The organism is Rhodobacteraceae bacterium LMO-JJ12, assembly GCA_021555075.1.
Lineage (GTDB): Bacteria > Pseudomonadota > Alphaproteobacteria > Rhodobacterales > Rhodobacteraceae > JAKGBX01.
The window spans coordinates 963,599-980,956 of the sequence record JAKGBX010000001.1 but is presented as its reverse complement, the minus strand read 5'-3'; the positions used below and the strand labels follow the sequence as shown (position 1 = coordinate 980,956).

Below are 17,358 nucleotides of genomic sequence, written 5' to 3'. Positions count from 1 at the left end.
TGCTCATCTGGCGTTTTCGCCTTTGTCGACGCGCGTTCTATAGGCGGTTAGCACTTTGCACGCAAGGGCTGACATGAGAATCTCAGGCCTCTAAGCGATGAACCGCGTCAAGGATTGCCTGATGTGTCGGAAGATCGTATTTGACAGGTTTTCAAAGTCGTCTGCACGCACCATCAGGCAGAATGCGAAAGAACGTCTTTCCTCGCCCGAAACCTTGCGTCGAAAATGCCCATTTTCCCCGGAAAAACAGGCGCCCGGCACAGCCGGTTAGCGACCTTATGCGTTGCGATCAACTGCAACAATTGCGGCGATCCGCAATGGATATCCAATGTTGATGCGCAAATGGCTTGGAATCCGACAAGTGCAGGATATTGTCGGGTCCGGGAGGACTTCATATGACGATATACAAATCCACTTTTCCGGATGTGGCGCTAAGCGATAAATCAATCACCGAACGGGTGTTCGAAGGCGTCGACCCCGAGATGGTTATCCTGATTGACGGGCCAACCGGGCGCGAAGTGACCGGGGCGCAGTTCATCGGCGGGGTCAAAGCCTTGGCCGGAGGGCTAACCGCGCGGGGCTATGGTGCAGGCAAGGTTCTAGGCCTGATGGCGCCCAACATACCGGAGTATTGCATCGTGTTTCATGCCTCTGCCTGGGCCGGGGGCACGGTTACAACGATCAATCCGACCTATACCGCGCATGAGGTCAACCATCAGCTCAAAGACGCTGGGGCCGATGTTCTGGTCACCATCGCGATGTTTGCCGACGTCGCACGCGAGGCGATCAAGGGCACCGGCGTCAAGGAAATCATCATCATTGGCGATGCCCCCGAAGGGATGGTGCCGCTTTCGGCCTGCATGGGGGCACCGATCGAAAACCAGGTGCCGGTGGATATCAAAGAGCACGTAGTCGTTCTGCCCTATTCCTCGGGCACAACCGGCTTGCCCAAAGGGGTGATGCTGACCCATCAGAACCTGGTGGTGAATGTCGATCAGTCTCTGGTGCCGGCAGATGTGGGCGACAAGGAACTGACCGTCGCCTTCCTGCCGTTCTTCCATATCTACGGGCTGGAAGTCTTGATGAACATCTACCTGGCAGCGGGGGGTGGGCTTGTCACCATGCCGCGCTTTGATCTCGAGATGTATCTCAAGCTGATCAGCGAATACAAAACACCGCGACTCTGGATCGTGCCACCTGTTGCACTGGCGCTGGCCAAGCATCCGTTGGTCGATCAGTATGACCTCTCCTGCGTCGAGTTGATCAATTCCGCCGCCGCACCGCTGGGCGCGGATGTGGCCGAGGCGATGGGCAAACGGCTGAATTGTCTGGCGACCCAAGGGTATGGCATGACCGAGCTTTCGCCGGTTAGCCATGTCTCGCCGTTTGGCAAGGGCAAACCCGGCGCCTCGGGTGTCAACATATCCAACACCGAAAGCCGGATCGTTGACGCCGAGACGCTGAAAGATTTGCCGCTGGGCGAGGATGGCGAGCTTTGGGTGCGCGGGCCGCAGGTGATGAAAGGCTATCTCAACAATGACAAGGCCACCGCCGAGACCATAGCCGAGGGCGGCTGGCTGCGCACCGGCGATATCGGACATTTCGATGCTGATGGCTATCTCTACATTACCGACCGGCTGAAAGAATTGATCAAATACAAGGGCTTCCAGGTGGCACCCGCCGAGCTTGAGGCAGAGCTTTTGACCCATCCAGCGATTGCAGATGCCGCCGTGATCGGAATTCCCGACAGCACGGCGGGCGAATTGCCCAAGGCTTTCGTGGTTGCCGCGCCGGGTGCAGAAACACCGACGCTGGAAAGCGTGCAAGCCTATCTTGAAACGCGGCTGGCGCATTACAAACAGGTGCGCGTGCTGGAGGTGATCGACGAGATCCCGAAATCGGCCAGCGGCAAAATTCTGCGCCGGTTCCTGCGGGATCGCGCCAACACCTGAGCGAAGATCGCGCAGAAAACGGCCGGGGGGAAGGCGTTTGAAGACGCCTTCCCCAATTCGCGTAGCACGCAGGTGCGTTCAGCAGTGCGCGAACGGGCGAAATGACGGTGCGTTCTTCTTGGCAAGACGCGCCCGCCTCCCCTAGCGTCAAGAGCGAGGGAGGACTTCTGTAATGAACCTGATCACAAGCGCCTATCCGGACGTGGCGCTCCGCGAGATATCAATCACCAACCGCATTTTCGAAGGGCTGGGCGACGATCCGGCGCGGGTGATCCTGACGGATGGCCCAACCGGGCGCGAAATGACGGCTGAAAGCTTCAAGCTGGCGATCAAGTCGCTGGCCGGGGGGCTTAATGCGCGCGGCACGGGCAAGGGCGCCATGGTCGCCTTGATGGCACCGAACCTGCCGGAATATTGCGTGGTGTTTCATGGTGTGGCCTGGGCCGGTGGTAGCATGACCCTGATCAATCCGACCTATACCGCCCATGAAGTACAGCACCAGTTGGAGGATTCGGGCGCAACAATGCTGGTCACTATCCCACAGTTCCTCGACACGGCGCGCGCCGCCGCCGAAGGCACCGATGTGAGCGAGATCGTGGTTATCGGCGAGGCCGAGAGCGCAACCCCGCTGGCCGATCTGATGGGAACACCGCAGGAAGAACAAACGCCGGTGGATATCCGCAACCACGTTGTCGCGCTGCCCTATTCCTCGGGCACCACCGGACTGCCCAAAGGTGTGATGCTGACCCATTGGAATCTCAGCTCCAACGTCGACCAAACGCTGGCCTCGGCCGAGTTTCATCCGGGCGAAACCACCGTCGCCTTTCTGCCGTTCTTTCACATCTATGGGCTGGAATGCCTGATGAATATTGCACTCGCGGCGGGGGGCGCGCTTGTCACCATGCCGCGCTTTGATCTGGAAATGTTTCTCGATTTGTCATCACGCCACAAGGCGCGGCGGATGTATGTTGTGCCGCCGGTGATGATCGCGCTGGCCAAGCATCCGTTGGTCGATCAATACGATCTGAGCGCGCTGGAGCAGATCAATTCCGGGGCGGCTCCTTTGGGTGGCGATGTGACCGATCAGGTGGCGGCGCGGCTGAACTGCGTCACCACGCAGGGTTATGGCATGACCGAGCTTTCCCCGGTCAGCCATTCCTCGCCCAAGAGCGAGGCGCGCGCCGGATCCTCGGGCAAGACGGTGGCCAATACGCAATGCCGCGTGGTCGACCCGGTGAGCGGACAAGACGCGGCGCCGGGTGGCGAGGGTGAGCTTTGGGTGCGCGGCCCCCAGGTGATGAAAGGCTATTGGAAGAACCCAGAGGCGACCGCCGAGACGCTCGACGCTGAGGGCTGGCTGCACACCGGCGATATCGTGCGGTTTGATGCGGATGGCCACATGTATGTCACGGACCGCTTGAAAGAGCTGATCAAATACAAGGGCTTCCAGGTGGCACCGGCCGAATTGGAAGCCGCGTTGATCACCCATCCTGGGATCACCGATATCGGTGTGATCGGCGTGCCCGACGACGAGGCGGGCGAAATCCCTCTGGCATTTGTTGTCCCCGCGCCGGGGGCGGACATGCCAACACTCGAAATGCTGCAAGCCCATATCGAGGGCGAGTTGTCACACTATAAACAGGTGCGCGCGATCCGGGTGGTCGATGAAATCCCCAAGGCGGCCTCGGGCAAGATCCTGCGTCGGGTGCTGCGCGAAATGGTGGCGGCAAGTTAACCTCTGCACCCGTCCAACCGGCAGTTTTTCATCCGGCGTCTTGCAGTCTGGCTTTGATCAACGCAATGGCGCTTGCCACTGCTTGCTCCACGCTCATCTCGGAGGTGTCGATCACAACCGCATCCTCGGCAGGCTTCAGGGGCGCTGTGCTGCGCTCGCTGTCGCGCGCATCGCGCTCCTTCACATCGGCCAGAACCTGCGCCAGCGTCAGGTCTGCGCCCTTGGCCTGCATTTCGAGAAAGCGTCGCCGGGCGCGCACCTCGGCGTTGGCGGTGACAAAAAGCTTCACCTGCGCCTCGGGGCAGATCACCGTGCCGATATCGCGCCCGTCAAGCACCGCCCCCCCGGCCCGCGTCGCGAAGGCGCGTTGAAAATCAACCAGCGCCGCGCGCACCTCGGGGATCACAGCCACCCGGCTGGCCTCTTGCGCCACAGCCGCAGTGCGCAGGTCATCGCCCGCAATATCTTCGGCGCGCAAGCCTTCGGCCGCCGTTACCGGCTCAACCCCTGTCAGAACCTTGGCTGCAACGGCACGATACAAGAGCCCGGTATCAAGATGGCCGAACCCAAAATGCGCCGCCACCGCCTTGGACAGGGTGCCTTTGCCCGATGCCGCCGGCCCATCGATTGCAACTGTAAAACCCATCCCTGCGCTTCCTGCCTTGATTGCGGACCTCAGCCCCTAAGCGTGCTCAACCTGTTCTCGTGGCTCAACAATACGTCGAAACGCTTTAACAAGCCGCGCACAGGAAGAAAAGCTTTGGGCTAGCGGCGGTATCGCCGCCAGAGCCTTTGAGCGAGCGCCAGCAAAATCGCCACCGACACCACGCTAACCGAGGCCGATTTAATCAATGTCCAGCGATTGGCCTCGACTGCAAGCGCGGGATCGAACCCCACCAGAAAGCGCGCGACAGTGGCGTTTTCCAGATAATCCGCCACTGCTGAGACAAGCGCCAGCGCCACCATCGCCCAACGCAACACCCCCTCCCACAAGATCAGCGCGGACCAGATCAGCGACGCGGCCAGAAGTGCGGGAAAGAACGTATCGAGCCAATGCTGGGTGTCGAGATAGAACACCCGACCTTCCTCGGAGAGCGCGTTGTTGAACTCTTCTGCGGCTTCGACGGAATAGCCGAAGGGGCGCATATCAAACGGTTTCAATCCATCCGCCTCAAGCGTGATATGTGGCAGCGACCACAGCACTATCGTCAGATAGAGCGCGGCGGTTACGACCAGAAGGGCGATAAAAATCAAACGCATACCTCGTCTCCTCTGCTGTCAGCATTCAGCGAACGAGTGCGATCTGTCAAACCCCGTTATGCGGTCGAATGCCGCTTTGGTCGGCAAGCGGTGCTCAGCCACGCCTGATATCGGCGCCCAACCCGGCCATCAACGGCTCGAAAATCGGGAAAGAGGTGGCCACTGGCCCCCCATCGTCAAGCGCAACCGGCGCTTGCGCCGCCATGCCGAGACACAGGAAAGACATCGCGATACGATGATCGAGGAAGGTCTCGACCGTGGCACCACCTGACACCTGCCCGGCACCGCAACCCTTGACGACCCACCAATCTTCGCCCTCATCTACCTCTACCCCATTGGCGCGCAGGCCCTTGGCCATCGCATCGATCCGGTCACTCTCTTTCACGCGCAGTTCCTTGACGCCGCGCATCACCGTTTCACCCGACGCATTGGCCGCAACCACCGAGAGAATAGGGTATTCATCAATCATCGACGCGGCGCGTTCGGGTGGCACTTCGATACCTTTCATGTCGGGCGAGAACCGTGCATGCAGGTCGGCCACCGGCTCGCCCCCCTCCTCGCGCGGGTTCTCATAGCTCAGATCCGCGCCCATCTCGCGCAGCGTATCAAACAGGCCAGCGCGTGTCGGGTTCAGCCCGATTCCGGGCACCAATACATCAGAGCCGGGCACGATCAGAGCGGCGCAGACAGGAAAAGCCGCCGAAGAGGGATCGCGCGGCACGGCGATGACCTGCGGTTTGAGTTCCGGCTGCCCTGTCAGGGTGATGACATGGCCCTCATCGGTCTTGTCGAGCGATATCTCGGCGCCAAACCCGATCAGCATCCGCTCGGTATGATCGCGGGTTGCTTCTTTCTCGATCACCACGGTCTGGCCGGGCGCATTGAGACCCGCCAGAAGCACCGCCGATTTCACCTGCGCCGACGGCATCGGCACAATGTAGCGTGTTGGCACGGGCGCGCGTGCGCCAACGATGGTCATCGGCAAGCGACCGTTGCTGCGTCCGACAGCCCGCGCCCCAAAGAGCGCCAGCGGATCGGTCACCCGCGCCATGGGCCGGGAATTCAGGCTGGCATCGCCGGTAAAAGTCGCCGTGATGGGCGAGGTCGCCATCGCACCGATTATGAGCCGCACGCCGGTGCCGGAATTGCCGCAATCCACCACGTTGTCCGGCTCGGCAAATCCGCCCACACCGACACCCTGCACACGCCACGTGCCGTCGGCGTCGCGCACCACCTCGGCCCCGAAGGCGCGCATCGCTTGGGCCGTGGCCAGCACATCCTCGCCCTCAAGCAACCCGGTGATTACCGTCTCACCAACACAAAGCGCGCCCAGAATAAGGGCCCGATGCGAGATCGATTTGTCGCCCGGCACCTCGGCCACACCGCTCAGCGCGGCGCAGGGATGGGAGGCCATCGGGATCGGGATTTCATGTGCGGACATATCGGCGTCTTTCCTGGTTTTGCTTCCCGCCTGATACCGCAGGCCCCGGCAACCGTCCATCAGGCAAAGTGCTGATCTTTCGGCGGCCAGCGCCCAAATTGGGGGCCAGCCCCCAAACCCCCGGGATACTTCCGGCAAGATGAAGCCAGCACGCGGACAATCTGATCAGGCGCGAATCAGAACCATTGCCCGGGTTCCATCAGGCCGAGATCGAGCAACTGACGCGAATGCCATTCAAACGGCACGGAGTTGTGCCAGTGAAACGTGTCGATGTCGAAGGTTGAGCCGGGGTTGCGCTTGAGCGCCTTGGCGGTGCGGAATGAGACAATCGCCGCCGTGAGGTTATTGTGCCACGGGCAGGCGTAGGTGTTGTATTCCTCGTCCGAGAACCTGTGATCGTCGCGCAGCTTCAGCCCCGGCGCTGCCCGAAACAGCGCAATCCGGTCGATCTTGCGCCGTGGTGCGGGCACATGCTCCTCATAGCGCCAGCGCAATCCGCCAAAGAAATCGAGTTGCCGCTCCCTCGGGTGACCGTCTCTTGTCTCATCAGCGCGGGCGAGCGCGTAATAGCCCGATTTGTCCATGAATGCGCGATCAAGCGAGACCGCATCGGGATACTGGTCAAGATCGTCGGCATAGAGATCAACGACATAGGTCAGCATCGCATCACGCCGCTCTTCGGTGTGAAAAGCCAGCATTTCGCCCACCAGCCGGGTCTCGCAAAACGGATAGAACAGGTATTCGGCGTTATAACAGTAATAGAGCCACTGCCCCACGGCCGCATCGTTCACCGCATCGACCGCATGCTGCACCGCGCCTTCGCGCAGCGTGTCATAGTGCACCCGATGCACGCTCTTGTTCAGATCGCCCGCCAATCCCATCGTGTCAGGCATGAACGCCACCACCGCGCGAAAGCCCAACTGCTGATGATGGCGCAGCGTCGTGTCCAGTTCGACGTCATCCTCGGCAAAGATCAGCGCCACCGGCCCTTTGCCAAGGACCGCTTTGCCCTTGGCCAGAAAATCGTGGAGCCCGGAATACTGCATCAATGCCTCGTTCTGGTCATCAAAGCGTTTTGCCTCATTCGCGAAACGGAAATTCTGGTAAAACGATTTTGCCGCAGAATCGGTTAATTTGGAGCGCATTGCAAGCCACCCCGCGACCGAGTATTCAGCCGCCCTACTCCGCGACAGGTAAAAGAACCATGACCGACCCCAAGAAGCTCTTTATCAAGACCTATGGCTGTCAGATGAATGTCTATGACAGCGAACGCATGGCCGAGGCCATGGGCGGCGCGGGCTATACCGAGGTGAGCAGCCCCGAAGAAGCCGACATGATCCTGCTCAACACCTGCCACATCCGCGAAAAGGCCGCCGAAAAGGTCTATTCCGAACTGGGTCGGTTCAGAGGGCTGAAAGACGAAAAACCCGATCTCAAGATCGGCGTGGCGGGCTGTGTCGCGCAGGCCGAGGGCGAAGAGATCATGCGCCGCCAACCGCTTGTCGATCTGGTGGTGGGGCCGCAGGCCTATCATCGCCTGCCTGAAATGGCGGCCAGAACGCAGAGTGGCGAGAAGGTGCTCGACACCGATTTCCCGCAAGAAGACAAGTTCGAGCTGTTGAAATCACGCCCCAAGGCCAAACGCGGCCCAACCGCTTTCTTGACCGTTCAGGAGGGGTGCGACAAGTTCTGCGCCTTCTGCGTCGTGCCCTATACGCGTGGCGCCGAGGCAAGCCGCCCGGTTGATCGCATCCTGACCGAGGCGCGCGATCTGGTGACACGCGGCGTGCGCGAGATCACCCTTCTGGGGCAGAATGTGAACGCCTATCATGGACAGGGCAGCGACGGTGAGAAAACGCTGGCCGGTTTGATCTGGGAGTTGAACGATATCGACGGGCTGGAGCGTATCCGCTTCACCACCTCGCACCCCAATGACATGAGCGATGATCTGATCGAGGCCCACGGCACCTGTGCCAAGCTGATGCCCTATCTGCATCTGCCGGTGCAATCGGGCAGTGACCGGATCTTGAAGCGGATGAACCGCAGCCATGATCGCGACAGCTATCTGCGGCTGATCGAGCGCATCCGCGCGGCGCGGCCAGATATCCTGATTTCGGGCGACTTCATCGTCGGCTTCCCCGAAGAGAGCGACGCCGATTTCAACGACACCATGGAGCTGATCCGCGAGGTCGGCTATGGGCAGGCGTTTTCGTTCAAATATTCCCCCCGGCCCGGCACGCCGGCGGCCGAACGCGCGCTGGTTCCCACCGAAGTGGCGGATGAACGCCTTCGCGCGTTGCAAGCCCTGATCGCAGAACAACAACGCGCCCGTCAGGATGCCATGGTGGGACAAACGGTTGGCGTATTGTTTGAGAAGCCGGGGCGCCTTCCAGGGCAGATGATGGGCAAATCCGACCACCTGCACGCCGTTCATGTTGATGATTGCCCGGCCGTTGCGGGGGATCTGCGACAGGTGAGAATCATTGCCAGCGGCGCGAATTCACTGTCAGGCAGGCTGGTCTAGACTTCCTAAACCGGAAATTTTCGCGAATCTTGCAGGCATTCCAACCCCTCAGCCGCGCAACCCCGGTCAGAAAATGCCAGAAAATGACATTGATTCACTGCGCGCCACAATATCTGGTCAAAACGCCTTCACAACTGAAGCAAACTTGTTAAACTGTTGTTATCTAACGTCTGGGGCATGTGATGGGGGAAAATCCCGCGCATAGCCTTGTGGGGGAAACATTATCAAGGGACAGAAGCTGTGGCGAAATCAATTTCGAAAACAGTGAACGCGCTTATGAGTGGCATTGCTGCCGTCGCTCTGGGTGTCGTTGTGTCTGCGGGCGCCGTTCAGGCCCAGCAGCAACGTGTGATTACTGGTGAAGAGTACATTCCCACCATCTGGGTCGACCCCGATGGATGCGAACACTGGGTCATGGATGACGGGGCCGAAGGCTATATGTCGCCCCATACCAACCGGCAGGGCATTCCGGTCTGCCGACGGGGTAACGTCTGCGGCGTGTTGAACTCGGATCAGTATTTTGCAACCGACAGCGCGCGGATTTCCGGCCCGGGCCAAGCCCGGCTTCGTGAATTCTTTGCGCAGACCGGTGCGCAAGCGTATGTGATCGCAGGTCACACCGACAGTCGGGCGTCTGATGAATACAACATGCGGCTTTCGCTGCGACGCGCCAATTCTGTGGCCCGTGTCGCGCAAAGTACCGGTGCCCGGATTGTAGATGTGCGCGGTTACGGCGAGCGTGTGCCAGCGGCGCCCAACAATACCGGCGCAGGCATGGCAAAGAACCGCCGTGTCGAAATCATCTGCATTCGCTGAGCCGAAGGAGCAAGCAACATGAAAATTCTTAGCGCACTCACGGCCGCAGCGTTTGTCTTTACGGTGTCGGGCTGTGGCGAAGCCGCCATCGCGGCGTTCCATGGGCCTGTCGGGCCCGATAAAACCCGCGACCGGGGCACGGACGCCAAGCACCTCAGCCAGTTGAAGGCCGGAATCTGGGTCGATCCCAACGGTTGTGACCACTGGATCATCGACGACGGCGTCGAGGGCTATCTTTCGGCCCGGCTCGACAAATATGGCAAACCGGTCTGTTCGGGCGTCGCCCCGCCGACCATTGCGACTGGCCCGTTCAAGAGCGGCTCGAACATCCAGGATCCACTCTGATCCTTGGAAACATGCCTGAAATATCGCCGCGGGGTTTACGCCCCGCGGCTTTTTTGTGCCGAAATTCACGACGGTCGCAGCACTCGCCTTGCGCTGCGGTCTGCATCTTGTCAGCATCCAGAGAACATCTTGGGTTATCCAGCCAGAAGGAGAAATGATTGGACACCAACGTGATGCCCCCGCCGCCGTCCAGCTCTGATATGTTGAGCGAACATCTGGTCGAATTTCCCGACAACCGGCTGTTGATCGAGCTGTGCGGCGAATATGATCGCAATCTGGCCGATATCGAACAGAAACTGGCGGTGCAAATCTTGCGACGTGGCAATCAGCTTGTCGTGATTGGCGACGCGGACACGGCGGGCGAGGCTGTCGCGGTGTTGCACGCTCTTTATGAACGATTGGAATCCGGGCGCCATGTCGTCCCGGCGGATGTTGATCGCGAGTTGCGCATGGACACCGCTATCGAGGCTGATGACGCCGACCAAATGGAAATGTTTCGCGGTGGGCGTGTCGAGATTCGCACCCGCAAGAAGACGGTCGAGCCACGCACCGAAGCACAGAAAACCTATGTTCGGTCGCTGTTTACCAACGAATTGGGCTTCGGCATTGGCCCGGCGGGCACCGGCAAGACCTATCTTGCCGTCGCGGTGGGCGTGAATATGTTCATCGAAGGCCATGTCGACAAGATCATCCTGTCGCGCCCCGCCGTCGAGGCGGGCGAAAAGCTGGGCTATCTGCCGGGTGACATGAAGGACAAGGTAGACCCTTACATGCAGCCGCTTTACGACGCGCTGAATGATTTCCTTCCGGGCAAGCAGCTTGCCAAGCTGATCGAGGACAAGCGCATCGAGATCGCGCCGCTGGCCTTCATGCGCGGTCGCACGTTGAGCAATGCGTTTGTCGTGCTGGATGAAGCGCAGAACGCCACCACCATGCAGATGAAAATGTTTCTAACACGGCTTGGCGAAGGCTCGCGCATGGTGATCACCGGCGACCGCACCCAGATCGACCTGCCGCGCGGCGTGCCGTCGGGGCTGGCCGATGCCGAGCGGTTGCTCAAGACAATCCCGAACATCAGCTTCAACTATTTTACCTCGAAAGATGTCGTGCGTCACCCACTGGTGGCCGCCATCATCGAGGCCTATGAAGCCGCCGATCCGGCGAAATAGGCGAATGACAAGGCAGGGTGGGGTTTCACCCCATCCGCCTTTCGCGCATTCACCCCGCCCACATCCTGAGAAGATTGCTGCGCGATTTTGACAAGAGCTGTACCTGCGCGGCGTCACCCGCAGCGTCGGCGCGTGCGATGGCCTGCCACAGATCGAACAGGATCTCACGCTGACCGGCGTCGCGCACCAGGCTGGTGATCCAGCCCACAACAACCACACGCGCACCTCGCGTCACAGGTTCGACCCGGTGCAGCGTCGTTGAAGGATAAACCACCACTTCGCCCTGCTCCAGCTTGACCTGCCGTTCTTCCAACCGGTCAGAGATGGTCAACTCGCCGCCGTCATATCCCTCGGGCGGGCTTAGAAACATGGTGAAGGAGAGATCGGTGCGCGCGCCGCCCATGAGCGCATTATCAACATGATCGCCGTAATGCCCGCCGCCTTCGGTGCGCGAGACGATCATGCGGGCAAAGGCCTTGGGATAGGCAACGGCAGCAAAAACCGGGTGCGCCAACAGGCTTTGGCGTAGCTTTTCCAGAATTGCATCAGTCTCGCCCCCCGCAGCGGCCTGCAAATTTTCCTTTACCTGTCGCGCCGTATGCCCGGCGGTCTTGCGGCCATCCTCAAAGCGCAAGGCGCAGGCGGCCTCATGAAGAACCTTTGCCTCGACCCCGGTGAGAACATCGCTCAGAACAATCGGCATTACCTGTGCCCATCCATTTACTTGTTGCGCAGCGCGATGATCTCGATCCAGCCTGCTGCCACACTCAACTGCGACGGATCGGACGAGGCCGTTTCAGCGGTGAGCGAAGGATAGAGCGCTTCGGCGCCATCGATCTGTTCCAGCACATCTTTCCCGGCTTTGGCCAGCACGGCATCATCGCTTGTGGCCATGGCTTCGACGCGCTGGCGTGCGACTTCGAAAAATCCCCAGCTGTCGCGATATTCAATCGCCAGCTCAACAGCGCCCTCGTCAACTCCGCCGTCATATTCGGCCGCCGCCAAAGTCACGAGATCCTGCACCGACTTGATTTGCTCATAGGTGGGGGCCTTGGCGGCAGAGGCGGCGCGGCTCACCGCCGCAAGCAGGGTGTTGAGTGCGGCTTGCACGTCTTCGTCGGAGGCATTGGCAGCAACAGCTTTGGCGAAAGCCTCGGCTTCGGCCTCAAATCCCGCCGCGCCGTATTCCGCGAGGAACGGTTCGATATCCTCATAAAAGGCATGGTGCGATTCTTCCTGATGTTCGCGCGCCAGATCGCGCGCGCCCGACAGATAGAGAGTGGCAACGATGCGATAGGTACCCTCGAAATAGCCCAGCTTGGTTAGAAACGCCGACGGTCCTTCGCTCAGAACCACACCGGCTTCTCCGGCTTCTCCGGCCTCGCTTGACGAGGCAAAGGCTGGCGCGGCACTCAGAACCGGCAAAACGGCAGGCGCCGCAACAGTCGCCAAACCGGTGGCGGCAAGCACGGCCCATTTGCGCGGGCTGACGCGGCGGATCGGGGCTTTGGGAGTGTCGGACATCGGCGGATTCCTGTTTCTTACTATTTCTATCAGGTTAGCTTGCCTGTCGATAATCTGAACCCCTCTTTGTGTCAACGGGTCGCTAATGCGTTTCGAGACAAACCTGCCTCACGGGCCTGAAACACGGGTTTATTTTGAGACGCCCACGCCATGGAGGTATTGCGCCGCGTTTCCGCTTAACCCCTTCTCAGGTTCAAGTAGAAACCCTTTGGACGGCCGCGGCAAGCCTTGCTCACGGGCGCGAACGAGATAAAAGGACGCATGGGCATAGATATTCTCATCGAAGATCCCCGCTGGCGCGCGGCTGGTCTGGAGCCGCTGGCAGAGAGGGCGGCAAAGGCCACGCTAGACCACCTCGGGATCGACATCGAAGCGGCCGAGATCAGCCTGCTGGCCTGTGACGACGCCCGCATCGCCGTGCTCAACACCGATTTTCGCGCCAAGCCGCAACCGACCAACGTGCTCAGCTGGCCCTCCGAGGAGCGCAGCGCCGCAAAGCCCGGCGCGCACCCCACGCCGCCGCGCGACATGGAATTGGGCGATATCGCCATCAGCTATGACACCTGTGCGCGCGAGGCGCATGAAATGGGACTTGTCTTCAGCGATCACATCACCCATCTGACCATTCACGGCATTCTGCACCTTCTGGGCTATGATCACATTAGTGACCTTGATGCCACTCTGATGGAAGGGCTGGAGACAGCTATACTTGGCAAACTGGGTATTGCTGACCCATATAGGGATGACGAAGCGGGATGATTCCGCAGGAAAGGACTAATGGGCGACACTATCGACGGGTCATCTGACGCAGCGCAAAGCGCGCAGGACACCCTCCAGAGCCAAGACGACAGTATTGAGGACAACTCGCCGCGTGGCGGCTTCTTTCGCCGCATCATCGGAGCGTTGAGTCCTTCTGACGCAGAAGGAGATTCCGAGTTTACGGACTCCGAAACCCGAAACTCTAGCAGCCAGAACATGTTCAAACCGGGAATGCTCAATCTACGCCGTCTCGCGGTCGAAGATGTGATGGTGCCCAAGGCCGATATCGTCTCGGTTCCCGCAACCATCACCAAGGACGAGTTGGTGCAGGTGTTTCGTGACAGCGGCCTGTCGCGCTTGCCTGTCTATCAAGACACGCTCGACACTCCTATTGGCATGGTGCACCTCAAGGATCTGGCGCTCAAACATGGCTTCAACGGCGCCACCAAAAACCGGTTTGATCTCAAGGTAATGCTGCGCCCGCTGTTGTTCGTGCCGCCATCGATGCCGATCGGCGTGCTCTTGGCCAAGATGCAGAGCGAACGGCGCCACCTTGCGCTAGTGGTTGATGAATATGGTGGCACCGATGGCCTGGTCTCGATCGAGGATCTGATCGAACAGGTGATCGGCGAAATCGAGGACGAGCACGACCAGGAAGAAGACAGCCTCTATTCGCGCACCAAAGACGGGGCATGGCTGGCGCAGGCGAAAACGCCGCTCGACGAATTCGAAGCCGAAATCGGCCGCTCGCTCACCCATCACGACGATGTCGACGAAGAGGAAATCGACACGTTGGGCGGATTGGTCTTCATGTTGTCCGGTCGTGTGCCGGTGCGCGGCGAGGTGATCAAGCATCCCGACGGCACCGAATTCGAAGTCATCGATGCCGACCCGCGCCGGATCAAGCGGCTTCGCGTGCGTCTGCCCGAACATACTGATGGCTGACCTCGGTCGCCCTGGCACCGAGCGCGACACTCTGGTTTCGCGCTTTGAGAGACGGGCAAGACGCAGCTTTCTGCGCACCCTCATGCTGATGGCCGCGCTCTGTGGCGCCATCGCGGCATTGGCCCACGCCCCCTTCTATCTCTGGCCGTTGGGGCCGCTGGGGCTGGCCGGGCTGTTCGCCCTCTTCCAGATCAGTGGCTCGGGAAGACGCGCCTTCTTGCTCGGCTGGGCCGGGGGGGCGGGCTATTTCGCGATGGCTCTGTTCTGGATTGTCGAACCGTTCATGGTCGACATCGCGCGTCATGGCTGGATGGCGCCCTTTGCGCTGATCTTTCTGTCGGCGGGCCTTGCGCTGTTCTGGGGCGGGGCCTCAACGCTGGCGCACTGGTCGGGCGGGCGTCGCCCGCTGATCTGGATCGCGGCCTTTACTGGCACCGAGATGCTGCGCAGCTATCTGCTGACCGGCTTTCCCTGGGCATTGATCGGCTATGTCTGGGCGCCCAGCCCGGCCGCACAACATGCCGCTTTCATCGGCCCGCACGGATTGACGATGATGGCGCTGATTGCGGCTGTGTCGCTTTGGCAGATCGCCGCCCATTGGTTCGTTGCGCTGCCCACGATCCTCGGGGGCGTGGTATTGATCGGCCTTGGCATCATGCTCGGCAAGCCGGTGGCGCCACCGCCGGATGCGCCGGTGATCCGCATGATTCAACCCAACGCACCGCAGCACGAGAAATGGGATCCCGATCATGTGCTGGCCTTCTTCGAGCGTCAGCTGGCCTTTACCGCCGAACCGCCCGAAAGCACCCGCGCGCCCGATCTGGTGGTCTGGCCCGAGACGGCAATCCCCTGGCTGTTGGGCAATGCCGACGAGCCGCTCAGCATGATCACAGCGGCGGCGGGCGGCACGCCGGTGGCGCTCGGCCTCAGAAGCGTCGATGACGGGCGGCTTTACAACTCTCTGGTGCTCCTCGACCAGACCGGCACAGTGAGCGCACGCTATGACAAGCATCACCTGGTGCCGTTTGGCGAATACATCCCGCTGGGCGATCTGGCGGCGCGCTTTGGCATTCACGGGCTGGCGGCGGGCGAAGGCGATGGTTATTCCGCAGGCCCCGGTGCGCGACTGATTGATCTGCCCGGCATCGGCCCCGCCCTCCCCCTGATCTGTTACGAGGCGATCTTCCCGCAGGATGTGCGCGCCGCCCCCGCGCGCCCGCGCCTGTTGTTGCAAATCACCAATGACGCCTGGTTTGGCAGATTCTCGGGACCGTTCCAGCATCTGCAACAGGCCAGAATGCGCGCCATCGAACAGGGCCTGCCGATGCTGCGCGTCGCCAACACCGGCGTGTCGGCGATGATCGGCCCGAAAGGCGAAATCCTGCGCCGCATTCCTCTGGGCGAGGCAGGGTTCGCCGATGCCCCGCTGCCCGCCGCGCGCGCAGCAACACCCTATGCACGCACTGGCGACTGGCCGATGCTGGCGCTCTTGCTGATCATACTGATCCCCGGCTGCCTGCGCCGCCTGTTGCGCCTGTAACCCAATCGCAAATGCCGCACCGCTTTGCCATTGACCCCAAGCGATGCGTTGCGTAACCAAGTCCGAATTCCCACCACAACGGCTTCCTGACGTGGCGAGGGACATACCCAATGGAGCACTTTCATGACCCGCAATAACTATGTTTTCACCTCGGAATCCGTTTCCGAAGGTCACCCGGATAAGGTCTGCGACCGGATTTCGGACGCCGTTCTCGATGCCTTCCTCGCCGAAGACCCCCACGCCCGCGTCGCCTGTGAAACCATGGCCACCACTGACCGGGTGGTAATCGCCGGCGAAGTGCGCGGCCCCGCCGATGTGATTGCCCGTGTCGAAGACATCGCGCGCGAATGCGTGAAAGATATCGGATACGAACAGCAGGGCTTTCATTGGGCCAACATGAAAGTCGATAACTACCTGCACGCCCAATCCGCCGATATCGCCCAGGGTGTCGACGCCGCGGGCGACAAGGATGAAGGCGCGGGCGATCAGGGCATAATGTTCGGCTATGCCTGTTCCGAAACCGACGCGCTTATGCCTGCACCGATTCAACACGCCCACGCAATCCTGCGTCGTCTGGCCGAAGTGCGCAAATCCGGCGCCGAACCCAAGTTGGGACCGGACGCCAAAAGCCAGCTTTCATTGCGCTATGTTGACGGCAAGCCGGTCGCCGTAAGCTCGATCGTGCTCTCGACCCAGCACACTGATCCTGACCTGAGTTCGGCCGACGTGCGTGCCATCGTCGAACCCTACATTCGCGAAATCCTGCCCGAGGAATGGATCACCAAGGCCACCGAATGGCACGTGAACCCCACCGGCAAATTCGTCATCGGTGGCCCCGATGGTGATGCCGGCCTGACCGGTCGCAAGATCATCGTCGACACCTATGGCGGCGCGGCCCCACATGGCGGCGGCGCTTTTTCCGGCAAGGATCCGACCAAGGTCGACCGTTCCGCCGCCTATGCCGCGCGCTATCTGGCCAAGAATATCGTCGCCGCAGGCATGGCGACGCGCTGCACGCTTCAACTTTCCTATGCCATCGGCGTTGCCGAGCCGCAGTCTGTCTTTGTTGACACCCACGGCACCGGTCAGGCGAGCGATGCCGAGATCGAAACCGCCCTGCGCGACGTGATGGATCTTACTCCGCGCGGCATCCGCACGCATCTCGGCCTGAACAAACCGATTTATCAGCGCACCGCCGCCTATGGCCATTTCGGCCGCCAGCCCGACGAGCAAGGCGGCTTCAGCTGGGAGAAAACCGATCTGGTCGAGGCATTGAAAAAGGCGGTTTGATGCGCCGTTATCGCCTTCGAGAGAGAAAAAGACTTGCCCGCCAGGCACCACCCTGCAA

General features: G+C 60.7%; 16 protein-coding genes and 1 riboswitch. Of the genes, 10 read left to right on the top strand and 6 right to left on the bottom strand.

Annotation, left to right across the window (positions count from 1 at the left end):
• The first annotated feature begins 395 nt into the window (after nucleotides 1-395).
• The gene (locus LZG00_04690; GenBank protein ID MCF3593291.1) at nucleotides 396-1,952 is read left to right on the top strand and encodes an AMP-binding protein; all 1,557 of its coding nucleotides are present in this window, start codon (nucleotides 396-398) and stop codon (nucleotides 1,950-1,952) included.
• Between the two features lie 172 nt (nucleotides 1,953-2,124).
• The gene (locus LZG00_04685) at nucleotides 2,125-3,687 is read left to right on the top strand and encodes an AMP-binding protein (protein ID MCF3593290.1); all 1,563 of its coding nucleotides are present in this window, start codon (nucleotides 2,125-2,127) and stop codon (nucleotides 3,685-3,687) included.
• Nucleotides 3,688-3,715: 28 nt separating this feature from the next.
• Here LZG00_04685 and cmk read toward each other — a convergent pair whose 3' ends face one another.
• The 4 genes from cmk to LZG00_04665 form a co-directional block, all read right to left on the bottom strand.
• Nucleotides 3,716-4,333, bottom strand: coding sequence for a (d)CMP kinase (gene cmk, locus LZG00_04680; GenBank protein MCF3593289.1), 618 nt, complete (start codon nucleotides 4,331-4,333; stop codon nucleotides 3,716-3,718).
• A gap of 119 nt (nucleotides 4,334-4,452) precedes the next feature.
• Nucleotides 4,453-4,947: a hypothetical protein gene (locus LZG00_04675; GenBank protein MCF3593288.1), complete on the bottom strand. Its 495-nt coding sequence runs from the start codon at nucleotides 4,945-4,947 to the stop codon at nucleotides 4,453-4,455.
• 94 nt (nucleotides 4,948-5,041) lie between these two features.
• The gene (gene aroA / locus LZG00_04670; GenBank protein MCF3593287.1) at nucleotides 5,042-6,388 is read right to left on the bottom strand and encodes a 3-phosphoshikimate 1-carboxyvinyltransferase; all 1,347 of its coding nucleotides are present in this window, start codon (nucleotides 6,386-6,388) and stop codon (nucleotides 5,042-5,044) included.
• Between the two features lie 176 nt (nucleotides 6,389-6,564).
• Nucleotides 6,565-7,434 carry a hypothetical protein gene (locus LZG00_04665; GenBank protein ID MCF3593286.1) on the bottom strand — a complete coding sequence of 290 codons (870 nt, stop codon included), beginning with the start codon at nucleotides 7,432-7,434 and terminating at the stop codon, nucleotides 6,565-6,567.
• 158 nt (nucleotides 7,435-7,592) lie between these two features.
• Between LZG00_04665 and miaB the strand changes: the two genes are divergently transcribed.
• The 4 genes from miaB (at nucleotide 7,593) to LZG00_04645 (ending at nucleotide 11,242) form a co-directional block, all read left to right on the top strand.
• Nucleotides 7,593-8,912, top strand: a complete 1,320-nt coding sequence (miaB, locus tag LZG00_04660; protein ID MCF3593285.1) for a tRNA (N6-isopentenyl adenosine(37)-C2)-methylthiotransferase MiaB — start codon at nucleotides 7,593-7,595, stop codon at nucleotides 8,910-8,912.
• Nucleotides 8,913-9,188: 276 nt separating this feature from the next.
• Complete coding sequence (locus LZG00_04655) at nucleotides 9,189-9,728, top strand: OmpA family protein (GenBank protein MCF3593284.1); 540 nt, start codon at nucleotides 9,189-9,191, stop codon at nucleotides 9,726-9,728.
• Between the two features lie 18 nt (nucleotides 9,729-9,746).
• Entirely contained in the window at nucleotides 9,747-10,073 is a 327-nt protein-coding gene (locus LZG00_04650; protein ID MCF3593283.1) for a hypothetical protein, read from the top strand.
• Between the two features lie 200 nt (nucleotides 10,074-10,273).
• On the top strand, nucleotides 10,274-11,242 hold the full coding sequence (locus tag LZG00_04645; GenBank protein MCF3593282.1) for a PhoH family protein: 969 nt from the start codon (nucleotides 10,274-10,276) through the stop codon (nucleotides 11,240-11,242).
• Nucleotides 11,243-11,291: 49 nt separating this feature from the next.
• Here LZG00_04645 and LZG00_04640 read toward each other — a convergent pair whose 3' ends face one another.
• Nucleotides 11,292-11,945 carry a Fe2+-dependent dioxygenase gene (locus LZG00_04640; protein MCF3593281.1) on the bottom strand — a complete coding sequence of 218 codons (654 nt, stop codon included), beginning with the start codon at nucleotides 11,943-11,945 and terminating at the stop codon, nucleotides 11,292-11,294.
• Nucleotides 11,946-11,962: 17 nt separating this feature from the next.
• Entirely contained in the window at nucleotides 11,963-12,766 is an 804-nt protein-coding gene (locus tag LZG00_04635) for a hypothetical protein (GenBank protein MCF3593280.1), read from the bottom strand.
• 261 nt (nucleotides 12,767-13,027) lie between these two features.
• Between LZG00_04635 and ybeY the strand changes: the two genes are divergently transcribed.
• The 4 genes from ybeY to metK all read left to right on the top strand — a co-directional run bounded on the left by ybeY (nucleotide 13,028) and on the right by metK (nucleotide 17,300).
• Complete coding sequence (gene ybeY, locus LZG00_04630) at nucleotides 13,028-13,525, top strand: rRNA maturation RNase YbeY (GenBank protein MCF3593279.1); 498 nt, start codon at nucleotides 13,028-13,030, stop codon at nucleotides 13,523-13,525.
• A gap of 18 nt (nucleotides 13,526-13,543) precedes the next feature.
• Nucleotides 13,544-14,470 (top strand): hemolysin family protein, encoded by a 927-nt coding sequence (locus LZG00_04625; GenBank protein ID MCF3593278.1) that lies wholly within the window; start codon nucleotides 13,544-13,546, stop codon nucleotides 14,468-14,470.
• On the top strand, nucleotides 14,463-16,010 hold the full coding sequence (gene lnt, locus LZG00_04620) for an apolipoprotein N-acyltransferase (GenBank protein MCF3593277.1): 1,548 nt from the start codon (nucleotides 14,463-14,465) through the stop codon (nucleotides 16,008-16,010). The genes LZG00_04625 and lnt overlap by 8 nt, the downstream gene beginning before the upstream one ends.
• Nucleotides 16,011-16,077: 67 nt before the next feature.
• Nucleotides 16,078-16,128, top strand: a riboswitch (SAM riboswitch).
• 5 nt (nucleotides 16,129-16,133) lie between these two features.
• Nucleotides 16,134-17,300, top strand: a complete 1,167-nt coding sequence (gene metK / locus LZG00_04615; protein MCF3593276.1) for a methionine adenosyltransferase — start codon at nucleotides 16,134-16,136, stop codon at nucleotides 17,298-17,300.
• Nucleotides 17,301-17,358: the final 58 nt, after the last annotated feature.

Coding starts and splice junctions, on each gene's coding strand:
- aroA (MCF3593287.1), bottom strand. CDS start 6,388: ATGTCCGCACATGAAATCCCGATCCCGATGGCCTCCCATCCCTGCGCC.
- ybeY (MCF3593279.1), top strand. CDS start 13,028: ATGGGCATAGATATTCTCATCGAAGATCCCCGCTGGCGCGCGGCTGGT.
- LZG00_04675 (MCF3593288.1), bottom strand. CDS start 4,947: ATGCGTTTGATTTTTATCGCCCTTCTGGTCGTAACCGCCGCGCTCTAT.
- cmk (MCF3593289.1), bottom strand. CDS start 4,333: ATGGGTTTTACAGTTGCAATCGATGGGCCGGCGGCATCGGGCAAAGGC.
- miaB (MCF3593285.1), top strand. CDS start 7,593: ATGACCGACCCCAAGAAGCTCTTTATCAAGACCTATGGCTGTCAGATG.
- metK (MCF3593276.1), top strand. CDS start 16,134: ATGACCCGCAATAACTATGTTTTCACCTCGGAATCCGTTTCCGAAGGT.
- LZG00_04625 (MCF3593278.1), top strand. CDS start 13,544: ATGGGCGACACTATCGACGGGTCATCTGACGCAGCGCAAAGCGCGCAG.
- LZG00_04650 (MCF3593283.1), top strand. CDS start 9,747: ATGAAAATTCTTAGCGCACTCACGGCCGCAGCGTTTGTCTTTACGGTG.
- LZG00_04640 (MCF3593281.1), bottom strand. CDS start 11,945: ATGCCGATTGTTCTGAGCGATGTTCTCACCGGGGTCGAGGCAAAGGTT.
- LZG00_04690 (MCF3593291.1), top strand. CDS start 396: ATGACGATATACAAATCCACTTTTCCGGATGTGGCGCTAAGCGATAAA.
- LZG00_04665 (MCF3593286.1), bottom strand. CDS start 7,434: ATGCAGTATTCCGGGCTCCACGATTTTCTGGCCAAGGGCAAAGCGGTC.
- lnt (MCF3593277.1), top strand. CDS start 14,463: ATGGCTGACCTCGGTCGCCCTGGCACCGAGCGCGACACTCTGGTTTCG.
- LZG00_04655 (MCF3593284.1), top strand. CDS start 9,189: ATGAGTGGCATTGCTGCCGTCGCTCTGGGTGTCGTTGTGTCTGCGGGC.
- LZG00_04635 (MCF3593280.1), bottom strand. CDS start 12,766: ATGTCCGACACTCCCAAAGCCCCGATCCGCCGCGTCAGCCCGCGCAAA.
- LZG00_04645 (MCF3593282.1), top strand. CDS start 10,274: ATGTTGAGCGAACATCTGGTCGAATTTCCCGACAACCGGCTGTTGATC.
- LZG00_04685 (MCF3593290.1), top strand. CDS start 2,125: ATGAACCTGATCACAAGCGCCTATCCGGACGTGGCGCTCCGCGAGATA.